The following is a 20,007-nucleotide window of genomic DNA, read 5'->3' as shown; positions in this document are numbered from 1 at the left end:
CTCAGGGTACCCAACACATGCCCCGTCGCAGTAAATCGGAGTCGTCAGCACATCGACATCGCACGAGGAAAACCGCGGCTGCGGGCTCAGTCGGAAAGTTCGGCCAGGTGGTCGCGCAGCACCAGGGCATGGTTGTGTTCCCGATCAGCGGCTCCGTACAGCAGGACGACGACGTCCTCGTCCTTGACCCGGTCGACGAAGGCGGACGGTTCGTCGGAGTCGTCGAGTTCGGCACGGTACCGCGCGGCGAAGGTGTCGAAGTCCAGCTCCCCGTGATGGAATGCCTGGCGCAGCTCGGTGCTCGGGGTGAGCTCCTTGGCCGTCTCGTCAAGTGCGGCATCCGCCTTGCGCACCCCACGCGGCCAGAGGCGATCGACGAGCACTCGGTATCCCGGCTCCGGGGCAGACCCGGAAAGGTCGTCACGAATGTTGCGAGCAACGAACGTCGTCATGGTCGACATTGTACGTCGGGCCGACCACACCACCCCAACTCCTTGCACTCCCCAAGCGGCACCAGACGCCAGAGTGGGTGAACCTCCGAAAAAGGCCCCACACCACCGCGCAGCTCCACTGCCTCGCGGCGACATCTCCCCCGTCTCCCCATGACCTGTCCTGGAGCGACCGGCCGACATCGAATCTCACCAGCATCTCCCCGGTCTCGCCACGATCTGTCTGCCCACGACCGCACCGATTCGGCAGGCCCCGGAACACGCTGTCCGACGCGAGCCAGGTGGTCGTTGCCGGACACAACGGCGCATAGTCGCCCACGACATGCCGAGATGAGGCAGACTGGTGACGTGGCAGTGAGCGTCTTCGACATCTTCAAGATTGGGATCGGGCCGTCGAGCTCGCACACGGTGGGACCAATGAGGGCCGCCAACGTGTTCGTGACCGACCTGGCGACCGATCCCCGGTTCGACCAGGTGAGCAGGGTACGTGCCGAATTGTTCGGCTCGTTGGGAGCCACCGGACACGGGCACGGGTCGGAGTCTGCCGTCCTGCTCGGGCTGGAGGGCGAGGAACCCGCCACCGTCGACACCGACCGCACCCCGCTCCGCGACGCCGAGATTCGCTCCACCAAGCGGATCGTCCTCAACGCCGCCCACGAGGTGAACCACGAGATCGACTTCTTCGACGAGTCCGATCTCGTCCTGTACCGCACCAAGTCGTTGCCCTTCCACCCCAACGGCATGACCTTCACCGCCTGGATCGGTGACGAGGTGCTGTGCGAACGCACCTTCTACTCGATCGGTGGCGGGTTCGTCGTCGAGCACGGTGAGGACAATCACCCCGCGATCGTCGCGGACTCCCGTGCGGTGCCCCACCCGTTCCGCACCGGCGCCGAGCTGTTGCAGCAGTGCTCGGACAATCGCATGACGATCCCCGAGATCACCATGGCCAATGAGCAGGCACTCAACCCGCAGATGGACGTCGCCCAGGAGCTGCTGCACATCCACGACGTCATGCACTCCTGCATCGAGGCCGGCTGCTCGCACTCCGGTGTGCTGCCTGGCGGGCTGCACGTGCGCCGGCGTGCCAAGCGCGCCTACAGCGACCTCGTCGCCCGTGAGAAGCGCATCGGAACCCGTCAGGACCCGTTCGACTCGATGGACTGGTTGACGGTGTGGGCCCTGGCCGTCAACGAGGAGAACGCCGCCGGGGGGCGTCTGGTCACCGCGCCCACCAACGGAGCCGCCGGGATCGTACCGTCGGCGCTGGAATTCGTCCTCAAGTTCCTCAACCCACACAGCGACACCGACTCGGGCACCCCAGGGGTCGATCAGGGCGATGACGCCGCCATCATCGATTTCCTGCTCGTCGCCGGGGCGATCGGGGCCATCTACCAGCAGTCCGCGTCGATCTCCGGCGCCGAGGTCGGCTGCCAGGGAGAGGTGGGCGTGGCCTGCTCGATGGCTGCCGCCGGCCTGGCACAGGTGATGGGTGGCAACCCGGCGCAGGTGTGCAATGCCGCCGAGATCGGCCTCGAGCACCACCTGGGCCTCACTTGCGATCCGGTGGGAGGTCTGGTGCAGATCCCGTGCATCGAGCGCAATGCCGTCGGAGCCATCAAGGCAGTGACAGCGGCCCGGTTGGCCATGACCGGCGATGGACAGCAGATCGTCAGCCTCGATCAGGTGATGAGGACGATGGTGGAGACCGGCCGGGACATGAAGGACAAGTACAAGGAGACCGCCCGCGGAGGTCTGGCCGTCAACATCGTCGAGTGCTGAGCCCCTGGCAACGAGATCGGCCGCGTTGCCCGGTGTCACCGACTACACTGGGACCAGCTGCACGGTTTTGCAGTGCAACGCCAGACGGTCGTGCAGGAATGGCCCTGCCCCGTCTGAACTTCCACTCGGATCGTCGGGCACGTACCTGCCCGTGGAAAGGAATGTACGGTCATGGCAACCGTTGAGTACAAGGAAGCGACCCGCGTCTACCCGGGCACGGACCACGCCGCCGTCAACAAGCTGGACCTCGAGATCGGCGACGGTGAGTTCATGGTCCTCGTCGGACCCTCCGGCTGCGGCAAGTCCACCTCGCTGCGCATGCTGGCCGGCCTGGAGGAGGTCAACGCCGGGTCCATCTGGATCGGGGATCGTGATGTCACCGATCTGCCGCCCAAGGACCGCGACATTGCCATGGTCTTCCAGAACTACGCCCTGTACCCCCACATGACCGTGGCCGACAACATGGGCTTCGCGCTGAAGATGCAGAACGTTCCCAAGGCCGAACGCCAGCAGCGCGTCCTGGAGGCCGCCAAGCTGCTGGGGCTGGAGGACTTCCTCAATCGCAAGCCCAAGGCCCTCTCCGGTGGTCAACGGCAGCGTGTGGCGATGGGCCGTGCCATCGTGCGCAACCCGCAGGTGTTCCTCATGGACGAGCCGCTGTCGAACCTCGATGCCAAACTGCGTGTGCAGACCCGTACCCAGATCGCCGCCCTGCAGCAGCGGCTGGGCGTCACCACCGTCTACGTCACCCACGACCAGGTCGAGGCCATGACCATGGGTGATCGGGTGGCCGTCATGAGTGACGGCGTCCTGCAGCAGGTCGACTCCCCACTGGCCCTCTACGACACCCCCAAGAACCTCTTCGTCGCCGGATTCATCGGATCGCCGGCCATGAACCTCATTGACGGCACCGTCGTCGACGGTGGTGTCCAGGTGGGCGACTACGTGGTACCGGTGGCCCGTGAGGTGCTCGACAAGGCTCCCAACGAGACCACCCTCACCCTGGGAATTCGTCCCGAGTCCTTCAGCCTGGGCGAGGAGGGCATTGGTTTGGACGTCGCCGTCGTCGAAGAGCTTGGCGCCGACGCCTATCTCTACGGAACCCTCACGGGTGCCGACCATGCCGACGTCGAGGATGCTTCCCGCCAGATCGTGGCCCGCATCTCCTCGCGCCGTCCACCGCAGCACGGTGAGCAGGTGCGTCTGGTCATCGACCCGAGCAATGTCCACGTCTTCAGCCAGGAGACCACCGAGCGAATCTCCTGACCTTCGCCTCCTTGCGACACGGGCCCCACTCCTCATCGGTGTGGGGCCCGTTGCCGTCGGTCGGTGGGATCAATGCACGGTACGCCACCGGGGCAGCCCGGCCCCACGACTCCGGTGACACTCCCGCCTCGGATCCGATCCTCGACGGTGCGGGGCCTCGCCCTCAACCTTCTCCCAGCGTTGCGGGACTGCTCACGGTCTTGCCGAGGTCCGTCGCGTCGAAGGCCTGGGGAAGGACGTCGGCCATCGTCATGACGCCCTTCGGGGTCCAGACGAGCAGATCGGGTCCACCGTGCTCCCACAGCAGCTGGCGGCATCGACCACACGGCATGATCGGCGCGCCGTCGGCGTCGACGCAGACGAAGGCGAGGAGCCTGCCTCCCCCGCCGGCGACCAGATCGCTGACGAGCCCGCACTCCGCACACAGGGCGACGCCGTAGGCGGCGTTCTCCACATTGCAGCCACGCACCACACGCCCGTCGGCAGCCAGACCGGCCGCCCCCACCCGGTAGTGCGAGTAGGGACAGTATGACAGCTGCGTCATGTGGTGGGCGAGGGCAACGAGGTCGTCCCAGTTGATCCTCGGATCACGTGGCGATGCAGTTTCGCTGTGCGGCTCAGGATCGGTGCTCGCCCCAGGGGCTCTCCCAGACGGGGCGTCCCCTGCCAGCGAGCCCTCCTGCCGCGCCCCGGAGCCGTTGCGCAGCCCCGAACTGTCACCTGCCGAGCCGTCACCACGCATCTACGGATCACTCCTTGACGAACGGGGTGCCGTCGGCAGCCGGGGCACGGACCTTGCCGACGAGGCCGGCCACGGCGACGATGGTGGCGATGTAGGGCAGCAGCAGGAGCACCTGGCTGGGCATCGGGGTGCCCAACGGCCCGAGTTCGGTGGACAGCTGGGTGACGAAGCTGAAGAACAACGCCATGAGCGCCGCCTGGCCCGGCTTCCAGCGTCCCATGATGAGCGCCGCCAGGGCGATGAAGCCGTTGCCGACCGTGATGTTCTTGGAGAACGCCCCCACCGTGCCGATGGTGAAGTACGCCCCGCCCAGCCCGGCGAAGACGCCGCCGACCAGGACCGCCGACCAGCGCACCGCCGTCACCGAGATGCCCACCGTGTCGGCGGCCTCCGGGTGCTCCCCCACCGAACGGATTCGCAGCCCCCACCGGGTACGCCACAGCAGGAACCACACCAGTGCGATGCACAGGAACCCGATGTACACCAGAACCGTCTGGTTGAAGAGGATCGGTCCGAGGAACGGGATCCTCGACAGTCCCGGGATGGCGATCGGTTCCATGATCGGTGCCGCATTGTACTTCTCGGCGTCGGTGACGAGCAGCTGGTTGAAGAGGAACCCGGTCAGGCCGCTGGCGAAGAGGTTGACGACGACCCCCATGACCACCTCGTCGACCAGATACTTGATGGTGAACAGGGCCAGCAGGGCACCCATGAGCACACCGGCCAGCACGGCGGCGACGAGGGCCGCTGCGATGGACTGGGTCATCGAGCCGACGAGGGCCGCAGCGAACGCTGCCGTGAGCATCTGCCCCTCGATGGCGACGTTGACGACGCCCGAACGCTCACACATGACGCCGCACAGGGCGCCGAGGATCAACGGAGTGGCCAGCGAGATCGTTCCCTCGAGCTGACTGGAGACCTGGAAGGGCAGGCTGGCCCCGGCAGCGGCCCAGGTGAGCAGCCCGACGACGACCGTGACACCGGCGACGACTCCGGCGATGGTACCGATCCATCCGTGGGAGCGCTTGAAGGCGAAGGCCACGGCGGCGAGGGCGCACAGGATGCCGCTGACGAGCACGGTCGGCAGACCTGGCAGCTTGGCCGTTCCGAGGTCCTTGCCACTCAGGGAATCCAGGAACGAGAACTGCGCGGTTCCCGAGGTGCGAGGTACGAGAGCCAGCATGAGCACGGCCATGATGGCGATGAGGATCGACGTGGAGATGCGGTGGCTGCGGGCCTCCCGCGACTCGATCCTCGCCAGATGCACCTCCTGTGCCGAGTCTGGGGCAGGGGCAGCCTGCCCGGGGGACGAGAGCATCGTGTCACCAGTCGTCATGCCACCGCTCCTGAGTTGGACGTGGTCTGGATGGATGTGTCCTGCGTGTGCCTGCGTTGGCGGCCGGTTCTGAGGAACGGCAGGATCGTCCGGACGAGCATCGGCGCCGCGACGAACATGACGATCACCGCCTGGATGACGCTCACGAGATCCAGAGAGGTCTGCGCCAGGGCCTGCATGCGTAGACCGCCCTGGTTCATCGCACCCCAGAACAGACCGGCCAGGATGATGCCGAACGGGTTGGAGCGCCCCAGCAGGGCCACGGTGATGGCGTCGAAACCGATGGTGCCCACCAACCCGATGGACAGCTGGGTGGGGGTGGCACCCGAGATCGGCCCCAGCGCCACCTCGACCCCGGCCAGGCCGGCCAGGCCACCCGAGATGAGCATCGTGCGGACGACGACCCGGTTGGTGCGCATGCCAGCAGTGGCAGCGGCATGCGGATTCGTCCCCACCGCCTTGATGTGGAAGCCCAACGCGGTGCGCTCCAGCAACCACCAAGTGATGACGGCAGTGAGCAGCGCCAGGAAGAAGCCCAGGTGCAGCTGGGTGCCCTCCACCCGTGGGAAGGTGGCATTCCAGTCAACGATCGGGGCGATCGGGTCGCTGCGTCCGGGCATCTGGAACGCCGTCGTGGTGAGCAGCCAGGCGAGGATGCCGCTGGCGATGTAGTTGAGCATGATGGTGACGATGACCTCGTTGGCTCCAGCACGGGCCTTGAGGGCCCCGGCGATCCCACCCCAGAGGGCACCTGCCACGAATCCGGCAAGGATGGCGAGCAACAGGTGTGGCACCAGCGCCAACCCGTGGAAGTTGAATCCCACCCAGGCAGACATCGTCGCCCCGGCGATGGCCTGGCCCTGGCCACCGATGTTGAACAGGCCGGCCTTGAAGCCCAGTCCGATGGCAAGGCCGGCGCAGATGAGCGGTGCGGCCTGGGCGGTCGTCGCCGTGATGGCCTGCCACGAGCCGAACGCCCCCTCGAACAGGGCGGAGTAGGCGGCGGAGATCTTGTCCCAGGAGTCTCGCAACGCGTCGGGGCGGGAGAACAGGTAGTTCCATTCCCGGTTGATCTCGGAGTCGGAGAACACCATGATGATCGCCGAGACGACGAAGGCCAGCACGAATGCTGCCACCGTCACCCAGAAATCGTTCCACGGAAATCGGCGTCGTGGCGCTGGTTCGACGCCAGCCTGCCCGGCTGTTGACCGGGACTCGGCGGAGTGTGTCCCGCTCTGGGCCACCGGACTCTGTGCCTGGGGCTCGGCCCCCATCGGCACGTGAGCGGTCTCGGTGTTCGTGGAGCCGGCTGGGCTGTCGGCTCCCTGGCCGTCGGCGTGGCGCGACGCCGACTCTGGTGGGATGGGTCGATCGCTCATCGGTTCGACTCCTCTGGTGTCGCGGTGTCGGGTGTCTGCGGGGCGACGGATTCGAGGACGGTCCGGCCGAGCGCCGGATCAGGGATCGAGGCGCCGGTGGACTCGGTGGCCTCCTCGTGGCTGAATCCAGCCATCATGAGGCCCAGGACCTCCCGTGGCGTGCCGGCCGGCACGATGCCGACGATCCTGCCGCGGTACATGACGGCGATCCGATCGGCCAGGGCCCCGATCTCGTCGAGCTCGGTGGAGACGATGAGCACGGCCGTGCCCTTGTCGCGTTCGGTGACGATGCGTTTGTGCAGGAACTCGATGGCCCCGACGTCCACGCCACGGGTGGGTTGGGAGGCCACCAGCACGCTCAGCGGACGGGACAGTTCGCGTGCCAGGACGACCTTCTGCTGGTTGCCACCCGACAGGGACGACACCGGCAGGTTGATCGACGGGGTGCGGATGTCGAACTCCGCGACCCGCTCCCGGGCGTTCTCACGTATCCTGCCCAGCTGCAGGCTGCCGCCCCTGGTGTACTGCTCGACATGGTTGAGCACGAGGTTTTCTGCCACCGAGAATGTGCCGACGAAGCCGTCGCGTTGACGATCCTCCGGCACGAATCCCAGACCTGCCTTGATGGTACTGGCCGGATCGGCGTGCGTGGTCGGTCTGCCGTCGATGCGAATGGTTCCGCCGGTGGGCAGCATCGTCCCGAGCAGGGCGGAGGCCAACTCGGTCTGTCCATTGCCCTGCACTCCTGCCACGCAGAGAATCTCGCCGCCTCGCACCTCGAAGGAGACGTCGTCGACGACGACGGCACCGGTGTCGTCGGCCACGGTGAGACCCTCCACCTGCAGGCGCGGGGTGGTGGTGTGCGCCTCCGGCTTGTCGACGACCAACTGCACGGCACGTCCCACCATCATCTCGGCCAGTTCGGCCTCGGTGTCGTCCGGATGGGCCTGCCCGACGATCCGGCCGCGCCGGATGACGGTGATGTCGTCGGCGATCTCACGCACCTCGCGAAGCTTGTGGGTGATGAAGACGATGGCACGTCCCTCGTCGCGCAGCATGCGCATGACGGCCATGAGCTCGTCGATCTCCTGGGGTGTGAGCACGGCGGTGGGCTCGTCGAAGATGAGGTACTTTGCGTCATTGGTGAGGGCCTTGAGGATCTCGACGCGCTGCTGGATGCCCACCGGCAGGTTCTCGACGACCGAGTCGGGGTTGACGTCGAGGTGATAGCGGTCCGAGAGCTCGGTGACCTTGCGACGGGCTCGTCGCATCGACAGCACCCCGGCCGTGGTCTCCTCACGCCCCAGGACGATGTTCTCGGCAACGGTGAAGACGTCGACGAGCATGAAGTGCTGGTGCACCATGCCGATGCCAGCCGCCATGGCCTGCCTGGGATTGGCGAAGTGCTGCTGCGTCCCGTCGATGAACACCTGCCCCTCGTCGGAGTCGAGCAGGCCGTAGAGGATGTTCATGAGGGTCGACTTGCCGGCCCCGTTCTCACCGAGCAGGCAGTGGATTCGTCCCGGAACCATGTCCAGGTCGATGTGGTCATTGGCCGTGAGGGTGCCGAATCGTTTGGTGACCCCGCGCAGCGACAGGCCGGACTCCAGCGGGGGCTGGGAAGCATCGTGCAGTGAGGACGCAAGGCTCTCATCGGTGGCAGTGGACACGCGTTCATCCTTCCATGTCCGCGCAGCTGTGGTTCCCCCCGGGGGAAGGGTGTCCCGGGGCCCGGTGCCCCGGGCCTCGGGATGGCTGGGGATCGATCACTTCAGGGGCTGGGCCGCCGAGACGATCTTGATCTTGCCGGAGGCGATGTCCTTCTCCACGGTCTTCAGCTCCTTCCTGACGTCGGCAGGAACCTTGGAGTCGAAGGTGTGGAAGTCGGACAGGCCGGTGCCCTTGTCCGCCAGGGAGCCGATGTAGGGGTCGCCGTTGAACTTGCCGTCCTTGACCGCCTTGACGGCGTCGAACACGGCCACGTCCATGCCCTTGTACACCGAGGTGATGATGTTGTCGCAGTAGGACGCCTGGGTCCTGCAGCCATCGGCGTCCACCCAGATGACGTTGGACTTGCCGCCGGAGGCCTTGACCGCCTGCAGAGCACCATTGCCCGCATTGCCGGCGACCGGCAGGATGATGTCGGCGCCCTGGTTGAGCAGGGTCTGCGCAGTGGACTTGCCACCAGCCACGTTCTGGAATGGGTCGGGCTGCGGCACGAACTGGCCGTCCTGGGACTTGGCGTTCCAGCCGAGGACCTTGACGTCCTTGCCCTTCTGCTTGTTGTAGTACTCGACACCCTGGGCGAAGCCGTCCATGAAGATCGTCACGGTCGGGATCTTCATGCCGCCGAAGGTGCCGACCTTGCCGGTCTTGGTGAGGGCGGCTGCCAGGTAGCCCGCTTCGAAGGAGGACTGGGCGGTGTTGAAGATGAGTGGCTTGAGGTTGTTGGGAGCGCCCTGGGGCTGGTCGTCGACGATGGCGAACTTGACGTTCGGGTTCTCCTTGGCAGCAGCGACGGTGGTCTTGTCGAGCAGGAACCCGACCGAGACGATGAGATCACACTTGGTGTCGACGAGGGACTTGATGTTGACGGCGTAGTCCTTGTCGCTCTTGGACTCCACCTTGGCGATCTTCACACCGAGTTCCTTCTCGGCACGCTCCAGGCCCGCCAAGGAGGTCTGGTTGAAGGACTTGTCGGTGAAACCGGCGGTGTCGGAGACCATGCAGGCCTTGACGTCGGACTTGGCCGTCGAGCCGGTGCCGGACGAGGAGCTGGCCGCCGAGGTGTCCTTGGCGGGCTCCTCGTCGGGAGCCTTGGCACAGCCAGTCATGGCCATCGCAGCGCTGACGACGACCGCTGGGATGGCGAGAAACTTCTTCTTCACGGACTGTCTCCTGACTGAGAATGGAGCGATGGAACCGAACCCGAAAAACCACATCGAGCCATCAAATGTTAACCCTTCGATGATTCTTCGGCACCTCTCGGCACCTCATGGCGGCTGAGTCGCCAACAGCGCATCGGCCCGCCGTGCACATCTGGCTGGTCCAGACGTGATCGCTGCATCAGGAGAGGGTTGCCCTGCCGACCTGCCCGGACGATACGCCGTCGTCATCAGCGACCCCACCGGCTGGCCCACCGTCCTCAGGCTGTGCTGGCCCGGTGGTCGGTCCACTCGCCTCGTCGGCACGTGGAGCGCCGCCCCCACTGTGCGGCATCTCGGAGACATGCGGACCTTGCGGACGCGCTGTGACGGTGGGTACCGCTCCTTCCATGGCCGCTCCGTCCAGCCGCTTCAGCCGCAGCCAGGAGGCGCGACGTCCGTCCAGCTCGATGACAGTGAGCTCGACATTGGGGTCCTCGTCCTCGTCGTCGGGCTGGTTGACCGGCGACAGGTGACAGCGCACCTGCTGTCCCACGGCTGGCATCTGCCCGGTCCGTGCCATAAGGAATCCGGCCACCGTGTCGTAGGGCCCCTCGGGCATCACGAGCCCCACTCGGTCGGTGAACTCCTCCAGGGTCATGAGGCCGTCGATGTCCCGGAGTCGGGTGTGCATGGCGTCGGAGGGTTCGATCTCGTCGTACTCGTCGGTGATGTCGCCGACGATCTCCTCGACGATGTCCTCCAGGGTGACGATTCCCGCCGTACCGCCGTACTCGTCGAGAACGATGGCCAGGTGTGAGTTCGCTCGGCGCATCTCCGACATGGCCTTGAGCACCTTGACCGAGTCGGGTATCGACAGCACGGGCCGCACGATCTGACGCACCTTGGCGTGACGCTCGGCCGGATCCATGTCGAGGAGGTCACGGATGTGGATGAACCCGAGGATGTGATCGACGTTGCCATCGGTGACCGGGTAGCGGGAATGGGCCCCGTCCCCGACCACCTGGGCTGCCTGGGAGGCGGTGAGGTCACCGGCGAGGAAGTCCACCTCGGTGCGCGGCACCATGACCTCCCGCAGCGAGGTCTGGCCGGCATCGAAGACGTCGTCCAGGATGTGCCGTTCCTCATCGCCGAGCGTCGACGAGGACGACACCATCGATCGCAGCTCCTCGTCGGTGATGTCCTCACGAGCTGCGTGGGGGTCGCCTCCCAGGATCCTGACGAGCACGTCGGTGGACACACCGAGGAACCAGATCACTGGTCGGAACGCCGTCGCGATACCGCTGACCATGGGGGCCAGGGCGAGGGAGAACGCCTCAGCCCGTTGCATCGCCAGCCGCTTCGAGGTCAATTCGCCGATGACGATGGAGAAGTACGAAATCACCACCGTGATGACGATGAGGGCCAGGGTGTTGGCGAGTCCCGCCGACATTCCCCATCCCACGAACACGGGGGCCAGATGCTGGGAGAGCACCGAGGCACCGAACGCTGCCGAGAGGAAACCGGAAAGGGTCACGCCGATCTGGACGGCCGAGAGGAACAGATTGGGGTTCTCGGTGAGTCGTGCGATCACTCGACCGCGTTTGCCGCGAGTTGCCTCGAGTTGTTTGACCTGGGAGTCCCGCAGGCTCACCAGGGAGATCTCGGCGGCAGCGAAGACACCGCCGATGATGATGAAGACGAAGACCAGAATGATGTTGGTCGCTATGTCAGACATGTCTCGTCACCACCTGCACTGCAGGCTTGGGACTGTCGCCCTCCGAGTCGTCATGGTGCATGTGCCCAACAATAGCGGGATCACGCAACACAGCTCACGCAGCAGGCCGCCGTCACGGCGCGACTGGATGACCCAGCAGGTCTGGGCCCCGCAAGGCTGGGAGGTCGGACGCTGTGAGAACGAATACCACCTGGCCCCATCGAGGACCTCGTGCAAGGAGTCACGTCACCGACAGGACGATGTGTTGCCGCACCGACGCCGCCGTGTCCGCGCCTACGCAGTGACGGACATGGCGGCGGTGCAGAGCCTCGACTCCAGCTTGGGCCACCAGGCTCACAGGGCTTCGATCAACGCATTGAATGTCGCGGAGGGGCGCATGGCCTCGGTGGCCAGATCGTCGTCGACGTCGTAGTAGCCGCCGAGATCCACCGGCTCACCCTGGACCCCGTTGAGCTCGTCGAGGATCTGCGACTCGCGGGCGGCGAGCTCGGTGGCGATGTCACCGAATCGGGCGGCGAGCTCGGGATCCTCATCCTGACGTGCGATCTCCTCGGCCCAGTAGCGGGCCAGCCAGTAGTGCGAGCCACGGTTGTCGATCTGACCCAGTTTGCGTGCCGGGGAACGGTCGTTCTCCAGGAAGGATCCGATGGCACGATCCAGGGTGGATGCCAGCACCAGTGCCGTGGCACTGTCGCCGCTCTGGCCGATGTGTTCCAGGCAGGCGCCCAGGGCGCAGAACTCTCCCAGGGAGTCCCATCGCAGGTAGTTCTCGGCCAGGAACTGGGTGACGTGTTTGGGGGCCGAGCCGCCCGCGCCGGTCTCGAAGAGTCCGCCGCCGGCCAGCAGCGGGACGATGGACAACATCTTGGCGCTGGTGCCCACCTCGAGGATCGGGAAGAGGTCGGTGAGGTAGTCACGCAGGACGTTTCCGGTGACCGCGATGGTGTCCTCACCCTTGCGAATCCGCTCCAAGGTGAACGTCATGGCGTCGACCGGGGCCAGGATGCGGATGTCCAGTCCCTCGGTGTCGTGCTCGGGGAGGTACCTGCGCACCTTCGCAATGACCTCACGGTCGTGGGCCCGGGCCTCGTCCAGCCAGAACACCGCCGGGGTGTGCGACAGACGAGCACGTTCGACGGCCAACCGCACCCAGTCGCGCACCGGAACGTCCTTGACGCGGCTCATCCGCCAGATGTCGCCGGTCTGCACCTGCTGGCTGACGAGCACCTCGTCACCCGCACGCACCTCGACGGCGCCGTCGCTGGGGACGACGAACGTCGTCGGGTGGGATCCGTACTCCTCGGCCTTCTGGGCCATGAGTCCGACATTGGGCACGTCGCCCATGGTGGCCTGGTCGAAGGCACCGTGGGTGCGACAGTCGTCCAGGATGGCCGCGTACATCGTGGCGTAGTTGCGATCCGGGATGACGGCCAAGGTCTCCTGGAGCTCGCCCTCGGGATTCCACATGCGCCCGCCGTCGCGCACGACGGTGGGCATCGAGGCGTCGATGATGACCTTGTTGCCGGCGTGCAGGTTCGTGATGCCCGCATCGGAGTCCACCATCGCCAGCGCGGGGCGTGCCGCGAGCTCCTCGGCGATGGCCATCTGCACCTCCTGGGCCGTGTCGGGGGGCAGCTCCTCCAGCCGCTCCAGAAGGTCTGCCAGGCCCAGGTCGGGGTTGGCTCCCACCTGGGCGAGGTCGTCACCGTAGCGCTCGAAGACGTCGGCGAAGAACGTCTTCACGGCATGGCCGAAGAGCACCGGGTCGGAGACCTTCATCATGGTGGCCTTGAGGTGCAGGGACCACAACAGCCCCTCCTGCTTGGCCTGGTCCAGGGTGTGGGCGTAGAAGTCGTCGAGTTCGGCCACCGACATGTACGTGGCGTCGACGATCTCCCCGTCGGAGGTCTCCAGGCCGGACGTGAGCACGGTACGCGTCCCGTCGTCCGCGACGTGGACGATGTCGAGGCGCTGCCCGCGGGAGACGAAGGATTCCTCGTGGTCGTAGAAGTCGCCGTGCTCCATGTGGGCGACGCGCCCTGCCGACTGTGGCGTCCACTCGGCCATGGTTCGCGGATGGGCCTTGGCGTAGGCCTTGACGGCAGCAGGTGCACGTCGGTCCGAGTTGCCCTGCCGCAGAACCGGGTTGACGGCCGAGCCAAGCACCTTGGCGTAACGAGCGGCGATCTCGCGCTCCTCGTCGGTCTGGGGGGAGTCGGGGTAGGAGGGGATGTCGTAGCCGTGCTGCTGCAGCTCGTCGATGGCCGCCTTGAGCTGGGGCACCGAGGCGGAGATGTTGGGAAGTTTGATGATGCTGGCGTCTGGTGAGCTGGTGAGTTCGGAGAGCTCGGCAAGGTTGTCAGGCACCCGGGCGTCGGCGTCCAGACGCTCGGGGAACTGGGCCAGGATCCGTCCGGTCAGGGAAATGTCGGATGTGACGACGTCAATACCACTGCCGTCGAGGAATCCCCGCACGATGGGCAGCAGTGAGTACGACGCGAGGGCAGGGGCCTCGTCGATCTTGGTCCAGACGATGGTTGGCACGATCTCCTCCTTGAATGTCGGAACCGACGCCATCCAGACTACCCAAGGATCGCAACTATCTCGACATCAAGATAAAATATTCCCCGGTGGATGGTACGCCGCATCGAGCGACCCCACGCCCGCCAGACGCCAGGTGATACTTCCCCACCACAAGTCCGGGGCCAGTATCGTCACTGACATGGCTACAGCGCATCCCACGGACGAATCTGCCCACTGTCACACCGACGGGCTCGACACGAGAACCGACACCGACGAGCTGGTCGTCACCTGGACCTGCCAGGACCGACCCGGAATCGTGCATGCGGTGACGGGGGCCTGCGTTCAGGCGGGCGGCAACCTCACCGAGCTGCAGCAGTTCGCGAGTGCCGACACCGGCAACTTCTTCATGCGTCTGCAGGTGGAGGGCGTGGAATCCGCCACCGTGATCGAGCAGGCGCTGCGCGAGGTGGCCACCCGATTCGACGCCCAGCTCCGAGTGGATCGGCTGGGTCGCCCCATGCGTACCCTCATCTTGGCCACGAGAGCGCCGCACTGCCTGTCCCACCTGCTCTTCAATCGCGACACCGGTCGTCTCCCGATCGACGTCGTCAGGGTCATGGCGAATCACCCCGACCTCGAGCCGATCGCGCAGTTCCACCAGATCCCGTTCGCCTGGCAGCAGGTGACCAGGCAGACCAGGGACGCCTTCGAGACTGCCGTGCTCGACGTCGTCGACGAGTACGACGTCGAGCTCGTCGTCCTGGCGCGCTACATGCAGATCCTCTCGCCGCGGATGTGTGAGGCCCTGTCGGGACGGTGCATCAACATCCATCACTCGTTCCTGCCTGGTTTCAAGGGGGCCAACCCCTATCTGCAGGCCCACGAGCGCGGGGTGAAGCTCATTGGTGCCACGGCACATTTCGTCACGGGTGACCTTGATGAGGGGCCGATCATCGAGCAGCGAGTGGAGCGCGTCGACCACGCGCAGACCGTGCGTCAACTCACGGCCGTGGGTCAGGACACCGAGTCGACGACCCTCGCCGAGGCCGTGCGACTGTTCTGCGAGCACCGTACCTTCTTGGACGGTCGCCGTACCGTGGTGTTCCGCTGACCCTCGAGCGCCGAGCCTCGTGTCGATCGTCCGGCGGAACCGCGCCAGGCCGCAAATCCGCTCATCTCACGTCACGTTTGGTTGACACACCGGTGCAAATACCCTCCCGGCGAGCACCGAGCGAGCCGCTGCGGGTACAGTCGTGGGTACAAGTGTCATCGACGACTCCAAGGAGAACCTCATGAGCACCGCCCCTGTCAAGATTGCCGTCACCGGCGCCGCCGGACAGATCTGCTACAGCCTGCTGTTCCGCATCGCCTCCGGCTCGCTGCTCGGCGACACCCCCATCGAGCTTCGTCTGCTCGAGATCACCCCTGCCCTCAAGGCCCTCGAGGGCGTCGTCATGGAGCTTGACGACTGCGCCTTCGGCAACCTCGTCAACATCGAGATCGGCGACGATCCCAAGAAGATCTTCGACGGCGCCAACGCCGCCTTCCTCGTCGGTGCCATGCCGCGCAAGGCCGGCATGGAGCGTTCCGACCTGCTGTCCAAGAACGGCGCCATCTTCACCGCTCAGGGCAAGGCCCTCAATGAGGTCGCCGCTGACGACGTCAAGGTGCTGGTGACCGGCAACCCGGCCAACACCAACGCCCTCATCGCCGCCACCAACGCCACCGACATCCCCAACGACCACTTCGCCGCCCTGACGCGTCTGGACCACAACCGCGCCAAGACCCAGCTGGCCCGCAAGGTGAATGCCTCGGTCAACGACATCAAGCACATGACCATCTGGGGCAACCACTCCTCCACCCAGTACCCCGACCTGTTCCACACCGAGGTCGGTGGCAAGAAGGCCAGCGAGCTGGTCGAGCAGTCCTGGATCGAGAACGACTTCATCCCGACCGTCGCCAAGCGTGGCGCTGCCATCATCGACGCCCGTGGCGCCTCCTCGGCCGCCTCGGCCGCCAACGCCACCGTCGAGTGCATGCACGACTGGATGCTCGGCACCCCCGAGGGCGACTGGGTCTCCATGTGTATCGAGTCCGACGGCTCCTACGGCGTGCCCGAGGGTCTCATCTCCTCCTTCCCGGTGACCATCGCCGACGGCAAGCCCTCCATCGTTCAGGGCCTGGAGATCGACGACTTCTCCCGCGCCAAGATCGACGCCTCCGCCAAGGAGCTCTCCGACGAGCGCGACGCCGTGCGTGAGCTCGGACTCATCTGAGGAAACCACACCTCGTTGAATTCAGTGGGGAGCGCCTTCCGGGCGCTCCCCACTGCCATGTCCAGAACCTTCACCACCTGGAGCTCCGAGGCTCGCACGTCACATGCCTACTTGGCACATGTCTGCCAGAACGAGGATCTCCTCACAGCGACATCACGCAGCACACCGCCGTGCTGTGACCAGAACCTGCAACACGACATTTCACCGTGAGAAAATCGCTCATTTTTTCATCAGGCGGCATTCTCCTTCGGTGAACTCATGACATGGCCCAGTGGTGCACAAATGGTCTTTCGCTGCACATTTGTTCATGACTTTACGGCAGAAAACTGCACCAACGGCCCAAAACCGCGCAAATCCTAGCTTTGCTTACAATAAATTCGTACTCTTGTGTTCAACAGCATCCACAGGAAGCGGCGCAGTGGCCGTCACCTGACCATCTCAGCAGCACTTGGAGAACTACCATGTCCACCATTGTCGAACCAAAAAACCATACTACTTCTGAATCGCCTTCGACAACTGGTGTTTTCGATGATGTCGACGCAGCAGTTGCCGCTGCACGCAAGGCGTTCGAAACCTACTCGTCGTGCTCCCTCACCCAGCGCAGCACCTTCATCGACGCCATCCGCAAAGCAGCATCCGCAGATGAGGCTCTGAACTTCATGGCCACGTCGGCCGTCGAGGAGACCCAGATGGGCAATGCCCGTCACAAGGTTCTCAAGAACTACTACGCCGCCACCCGCAGCCCCGGCATCGAGGACCTCACCATTCAGGCCCTGCAAGGCGATTCCGGGCTCACCACCTTGGAGTACGCCCCCTACGGCGTCATCGGAGCCATCGCGCCGACGACCAACCCCACCGAGACGATCATCTGCAACACCATCGGCATGCTTGCCGCCGGCAACACCGTCGTCTTCAGCCCGCACCCCCGCGCCAAGAAGATCAGCATCTGGCTGGTCGACGTTCTCAACCGCGCGATGATGGAGGCGGGTGCCCCGGAGAACCTCATCACGATCATCTCGACCCCGTCGGTGGAGAACACCAAGAAGCTCATCAGCCACCGTGACATCTCCATGCTCGTCGCCACTGGCGGCCCGCAGATCGTCAACATGGTGCTCACCAGCGGCAAGAAGGCCATCGGCGCCGGATCGGGCAATCCGCCCGTCCTCGTCGACGAGACTGCAGACCTGGCCAAGGCTGCCCACGACATCGTCACCGGCGCGAGCTTCGACAACAACCTGCCGTGCACCGCGGAGAAGGAGATCATCATCGTCTCCGAGGCCCTGCCGACCTTCATGGCGGAGTTCCGGAAGGCGGGTGCCCAGGTGATCAGCGAGGAGAAGCAGATCGACAAGCTGCGCACCATGATCCTCAATGAGGAGCTGACCCGTCCCAAGACCGAGTGGGTGGGCAAGGATGCCTACGACATCCTCACCGCCGCAGGAATCGAGGCTGAGCCCGACGTCAAGCTCGTCACCATGATCACCGATCCGCAGGATCCGCTGGTGCAGGTGGAGATGCTCATGCCGGTCGTGCCGGTCGTGCCGGTGACCGACTACGAGACCGGAATCGACATGGCCGTCGATCTGGAGCACGGCAACCGACACACCGCCGTCATGCACTCCCGCGACGTGCGCCGGCTGGACGAGATGGCCCGCCGCATCCAGACGACGATCTTCGTGAAGAACGGCCCGTCCTTCGCAGGTATCGGAATCGACGGTGAGGGATTCGCCACCTTCACCATCGCCGGCCCGACCGGTGAGGGGCTGACCTCGGCTCGAAGCTTCGCACGCCGTCGCCGCTGCGTCCTCGAGTCCTGATCCCCACTGCGGGCTCCACCCCCGCCACGGGCTCCACCTGGGGCAGCACCTGCTTGCGTGCGACCCATGGTTGCCGCCTCGAGGGAACTGATCACCACATGTGGGCTGGTGTCATATCGCATGGCACCAGCCCATACATGTCGACAGGTCCGCACGCCTTGGCGCCTGGCGCATTGTGCGCGGAGGCCTGCACCGGGACTGCAGAAGCGTGTCGGGAGCTCTCATGACATCGCCAAGCTCAGCCAGGCGTGGAGCGCCGGCCGTGCCCCCAGCAGGCGGTGAACGGGTCAGCTGGGCGGCACGATCATTTGGGTGATCCGATCAGTTGGGCGGTACGAGGAGGGCGACGAGCATCATCACGGCCCCCAGACCGAGCAGAATCGTCACGTCCACCCATCGGCGCCGTACCACGAGCAACCCCGCACAGTGTGCTGGCAGCACCAACCGCAGCAGTCCAGCGCCCATGACGCTCGCCGCGAAGATCATCGAGCCACCGAGCCAATGGCCGGTGGCCGTGGTGATGATGGCGGCCACGACCCCAGCGAGCACGCACGTCAGCGCCCACGGCGAGTCATACTCCCGTGGGCAGGCCGGGGCGGATCGCCTCGGGGTGCTCACACCGCTCTCGGCCCCATCGCACGCGTCGTGCTGGTCGTCCAGGTTCATGCTCCGGCGCGTTTGGCTGGCGGTACGGGGCACATCGGCGTCAGCCTCTCCCGTGCCCAGTCCACTCGGCGCAGCCCGGTCCCCTGGTGGTGTCTCGTCCGCCCCCTTCACCGGGTTCATCGGGCAAGCTGCTCGGCCCGGTCGACGACGTTGGACAACAGCATGGCGCGTGTCATGGGGCCAACGCCGCCGGGGTTGGGCGAGACCCACGCAGCCTTCTCCCAGACGTCCTTGGCGAAATCGCCCAGGATCTTGCCCTGCGCCGACCGGGAGACGCCGACGTCGACGAGGATCGCACCGTCCTTGATCATGTCGGCGTCGATGAGTCCCGGCTGGCCGGCGGCACCGACGACGATGTCCGCCTGCCTGGTGTGTGCTGCAAGGCCCCGGGTGCCGGTGTGGCACAGGGTGACGGTGCAGTTCTCGATGCGTCGGGTGAGCAGCAGTCCCAGCGGACGCCCCACCGTGGTACCTCGTCCGACGACGCACACGTCCTTGCCGGGAAGTTCGATGCCGTGGCGGGTGAGCAGTTCGACGATGCCTCGCGGGGTGCAGGGCAGCGGGCCAGGCTCGTTGAGCACGAGACGCCCCAGCGAGTTGGGGGCCAGGCCGTCGGCGTCCTTGTCGGGGTCGATGAGCCCCAGAGCCCAGTTGGTGTCGATGTGTTCGGGCAGTGGCAGCTGGACGATGTATCCGGTGCAGGCGGGGTTCTCGTTGAGTCCACGGATCTCGGCCTCGAGTTGGTCTGCGGTGACGTCTGCGGGCAGATCGACGCGAATCGACTCGATACCCACCTGGGCGCAGTCGCGGTGCTTGCCACCGACGTACTGGTGTGAGGCAGGGTCGTCACCCACGAGCACAGTGCCGAGACCGGGCACGACCCCCTTGTCCCGCAGCGCGGTGACCCGTTCGGCCAGTTCTGCCTTGATCGCGGCCGCAGTGGCCTTTCCGTCGAGCTTCTGAGCAGTCATCGGTGTCCTCCTGAGTGCCGTGGCAGGAACAGGCCCATCCTTCCACGTCCGGACAGCGCCGAGCCACCTGGCCACGTTCTGGTCACAGAGCCTTCCATGCCACCTGGGCTGTGCGTCTGCACTCCGACACACCAGAGACTTCGTACCAGGGGGACTTCGCTCCAGGATCACCAGGCCCGAATGACGTCCGGACCGACC

General features: G+C 65.6%; 15 protein-coding genes. 5 read left to right on the top strand and 10 right to left on the bottom strand.

Features of this window, described 5'->3' with window-relative positions:
- Positions 1–86: 86 nt before the first annotated feature.
- Positions 87–452 (bottom strand): DUF488 domain-containing protein, encoded by a 366-nt coding sequence (locus tag ACP8JZ_RS01615; protein WP_277101741.1) that lies wholly within the window; start codon positions 450–452, stop codon positions 87–89.
- Positions 453–779: 327 nt separating this feature from the next.
- Between ACP8JZ_RS01615 and ACP8JZ_RS01610 the strand changes: the two genes are divergently transcribed.
- On the top strand, positions 780–2,231 hold the full coding sequence (locus tag ACP8JZ_RS01610) for an L-serine ammonia-lyase (protein WP_323461333.1): 1,452 nt from the start codon (positions 780–782) through the stop codon (positions 2,229–2,231).
- Positions 2,232–2,402: 171 nt separating this feature from the next.
- Positions 2,403–3,497, top strand: a complete 1,095-nt coding sequence (locus ACP8JZ_RS01605; RefSeq protein ID WP_277101739.1) for an ABC transporter ATP-binding protein — start codon at positions 2,403–2,405, stop codon at positions 3,495–3,497.
- Positions 3,498–3,660: 163 nt separating this feature from the next.
- Here the strand turns inward: ACP8JZ_RS01605 and ACP8JZ_RS01600 are convergent, their stop codons facing one another.
- The 7 genes from ACP8JZ_RS01600 to ACP8JZ_RS01570 all read right to left on the bottom strand — a co-directional run bounded on the left by ACP8JZ_RS01600 (position 3,661) and on the right by ACP8JZ_RS01570 (position 14,100).
- A complete protein-coding gene (locus ACP8JZ_RS01600) occupies positions 3,661–4,077 on the bottom strand; it encodes a cytidine deaminase (protein WP_484482778.1) in 417 nt (138 codons plus the stop codon).
- 169 nt (positions 4,078–4,246) lie between these two features.
- Positions 4,247–5,575: an ABC transporter permease gene (locus ACP8JZ_RS01595; protein ID WP_023034965.1), complete on the bottom strand. Its 1,329-nt coding sequence runs from the start codon at positions 5,573–5,575 to the stop codon at positions 4,247–4,249.
- Positions 5,572–6,954, bottom strand: coding sequence for an ABC transporter permease (locus tag ACP8JZ_RS01590; protein WP_484482586.1), 1,383 nt, complete (start codon positions 6,952–6,954; stop codon positions 5,572–5,574). The genes ACP8JZ_RS01595 and ACP8JZ_RS01590 overlap by 4 nt, the downstream gene beginning before the upstream one ends.
- Complete coding sequence (locus ACP8JZ_RS01585; protein WP_484482777.1) at positions 6,951–8,588, bottom strand: ABC transporter ATP-binding protein; 1,638 nt, start codon at positions 8,586–8,588, stop codon at positions 6,951–6,953. The genes ACP8JZ_RS01590 and ACP8JZ_RS01585 overlap by 4 nt, the downstream gene beginning before the upstream one ends.
- 132 nt (positions 8,589–8,720) lie before the next feature.
- A complete protein-coding gene (locus tag ACP8JZ_RS01580) occupies positions 8,721–9,842 on the bottom strand; it encodes a BMP family lipoprotein (RefSeq protein WP_484482585.1) in 1,122 nt (373 codons plus the stop codon).
- 178 nt (positions 9,843–10,020) lie between these two features.
- Positions 10,021–11,556: a hemolysin family protein gene (locus ACP8JZ_RS01575; protein ID WP_484482584.1), complete on the bottom strand. Its 1,536-nt coding sequence runs from the start codon at positions 11,554–11,556 to the stop codon at positions 10,021–10,023.
- A 333-nt stretch (positions 11,557–11,889) separates the two neighbouring features.
- Positions 11,890–14,100, bottom strand: coding sequence for an NADP-dependent isocitrate dehydrogenase (locus tag ACP8JZ_RS01570; RefSeq protein ID WP_484482583.1), 2,211 nt, complete (start codon positions 14,098–14,100; stop codon positions 11,890–11,892).
- Between the two features lie 178 nt (positions 14,101–14,278).
- Here ACP8JZ_RS01570 and purU point away from each other — a divergent pair, with 178 nt between their 5' ends.
- From purU to ACP8JZ_RS01555, 3 genes are all read left to right on the top strand, one after another.
- Positions 14,279–15,190: a formyltetrahydrofolate deformylase gene (gene purU / locus ACP8JZ_RS01565; protein WP_021106016.1), complete on the top strand. Its 912-nt coding sequence runs from the start codon at positions 14,279–14,281 to the stop codon at positions 15,188–15,190.
- A 181-nt stretch (positions 15,191–15,371) separates the two neighbouring features.
- Positions 15,372–16,355: a malate dehydrogenase gene (locus ACP8JZ_RS01560; protein ID WP_484482582.1), complete on the top strand. Its 984-nt coding sequence runs from the start codon at positions 15,372–15,374 to the stop codon at positions 16,353–16,355.
- Positions 16,356–16,726: 371 nt separating this feature from the next.
- Positions 16,727–18,172, top strand: a complete 1,446-nt coding sequence (locus ACP8JZ_RS01555) for an aldehyde dehydrogenase family protein (RefSeq protein ID WP_484482776.1) — start codon at positions 16,727–16,729, stop codon at positions 18,170–18,172.
- Between the two features lie 321 nt (positions 18,173–18,493).
- Here ACP8JZ_RS01555 and ACP8JZ_RS01550 read toward each other — a convergent pair whose 3' ends face one another.
- Entirely contained in the window at positions 18,494–18,838 is a 345-nt protein-coding gene (locus tag ACP8JZ_RS01550; protein WP_371415848.1) for a DUF3017 domain-containing protein, read from the bottom strand.
- A 116-nt stretch (positions 18,839–18,954) separates the two neighbouring features.
- Entirely contained in the window at positions 18,955–19,809 is an 855-nt protein-coding gene (locus ACP8JZ_RS01545; RefSeq protein WP_484482581.1) for a bifunctional methylenetetrahydrofolate dehydrogenase/methenyltetrahydrofolate cyclohydrolase, read from the bottom strand.
- Positions 19,810–20,007: the final 198 nt, after the last annotated feature.

The sequence above is a fragment of the Cutibacterium sp. LaCa_286 genome (assembly GCF_057198075.1).
This window is presented reverse-complemented; position numbering and strand designations above follow the sequence as displayed.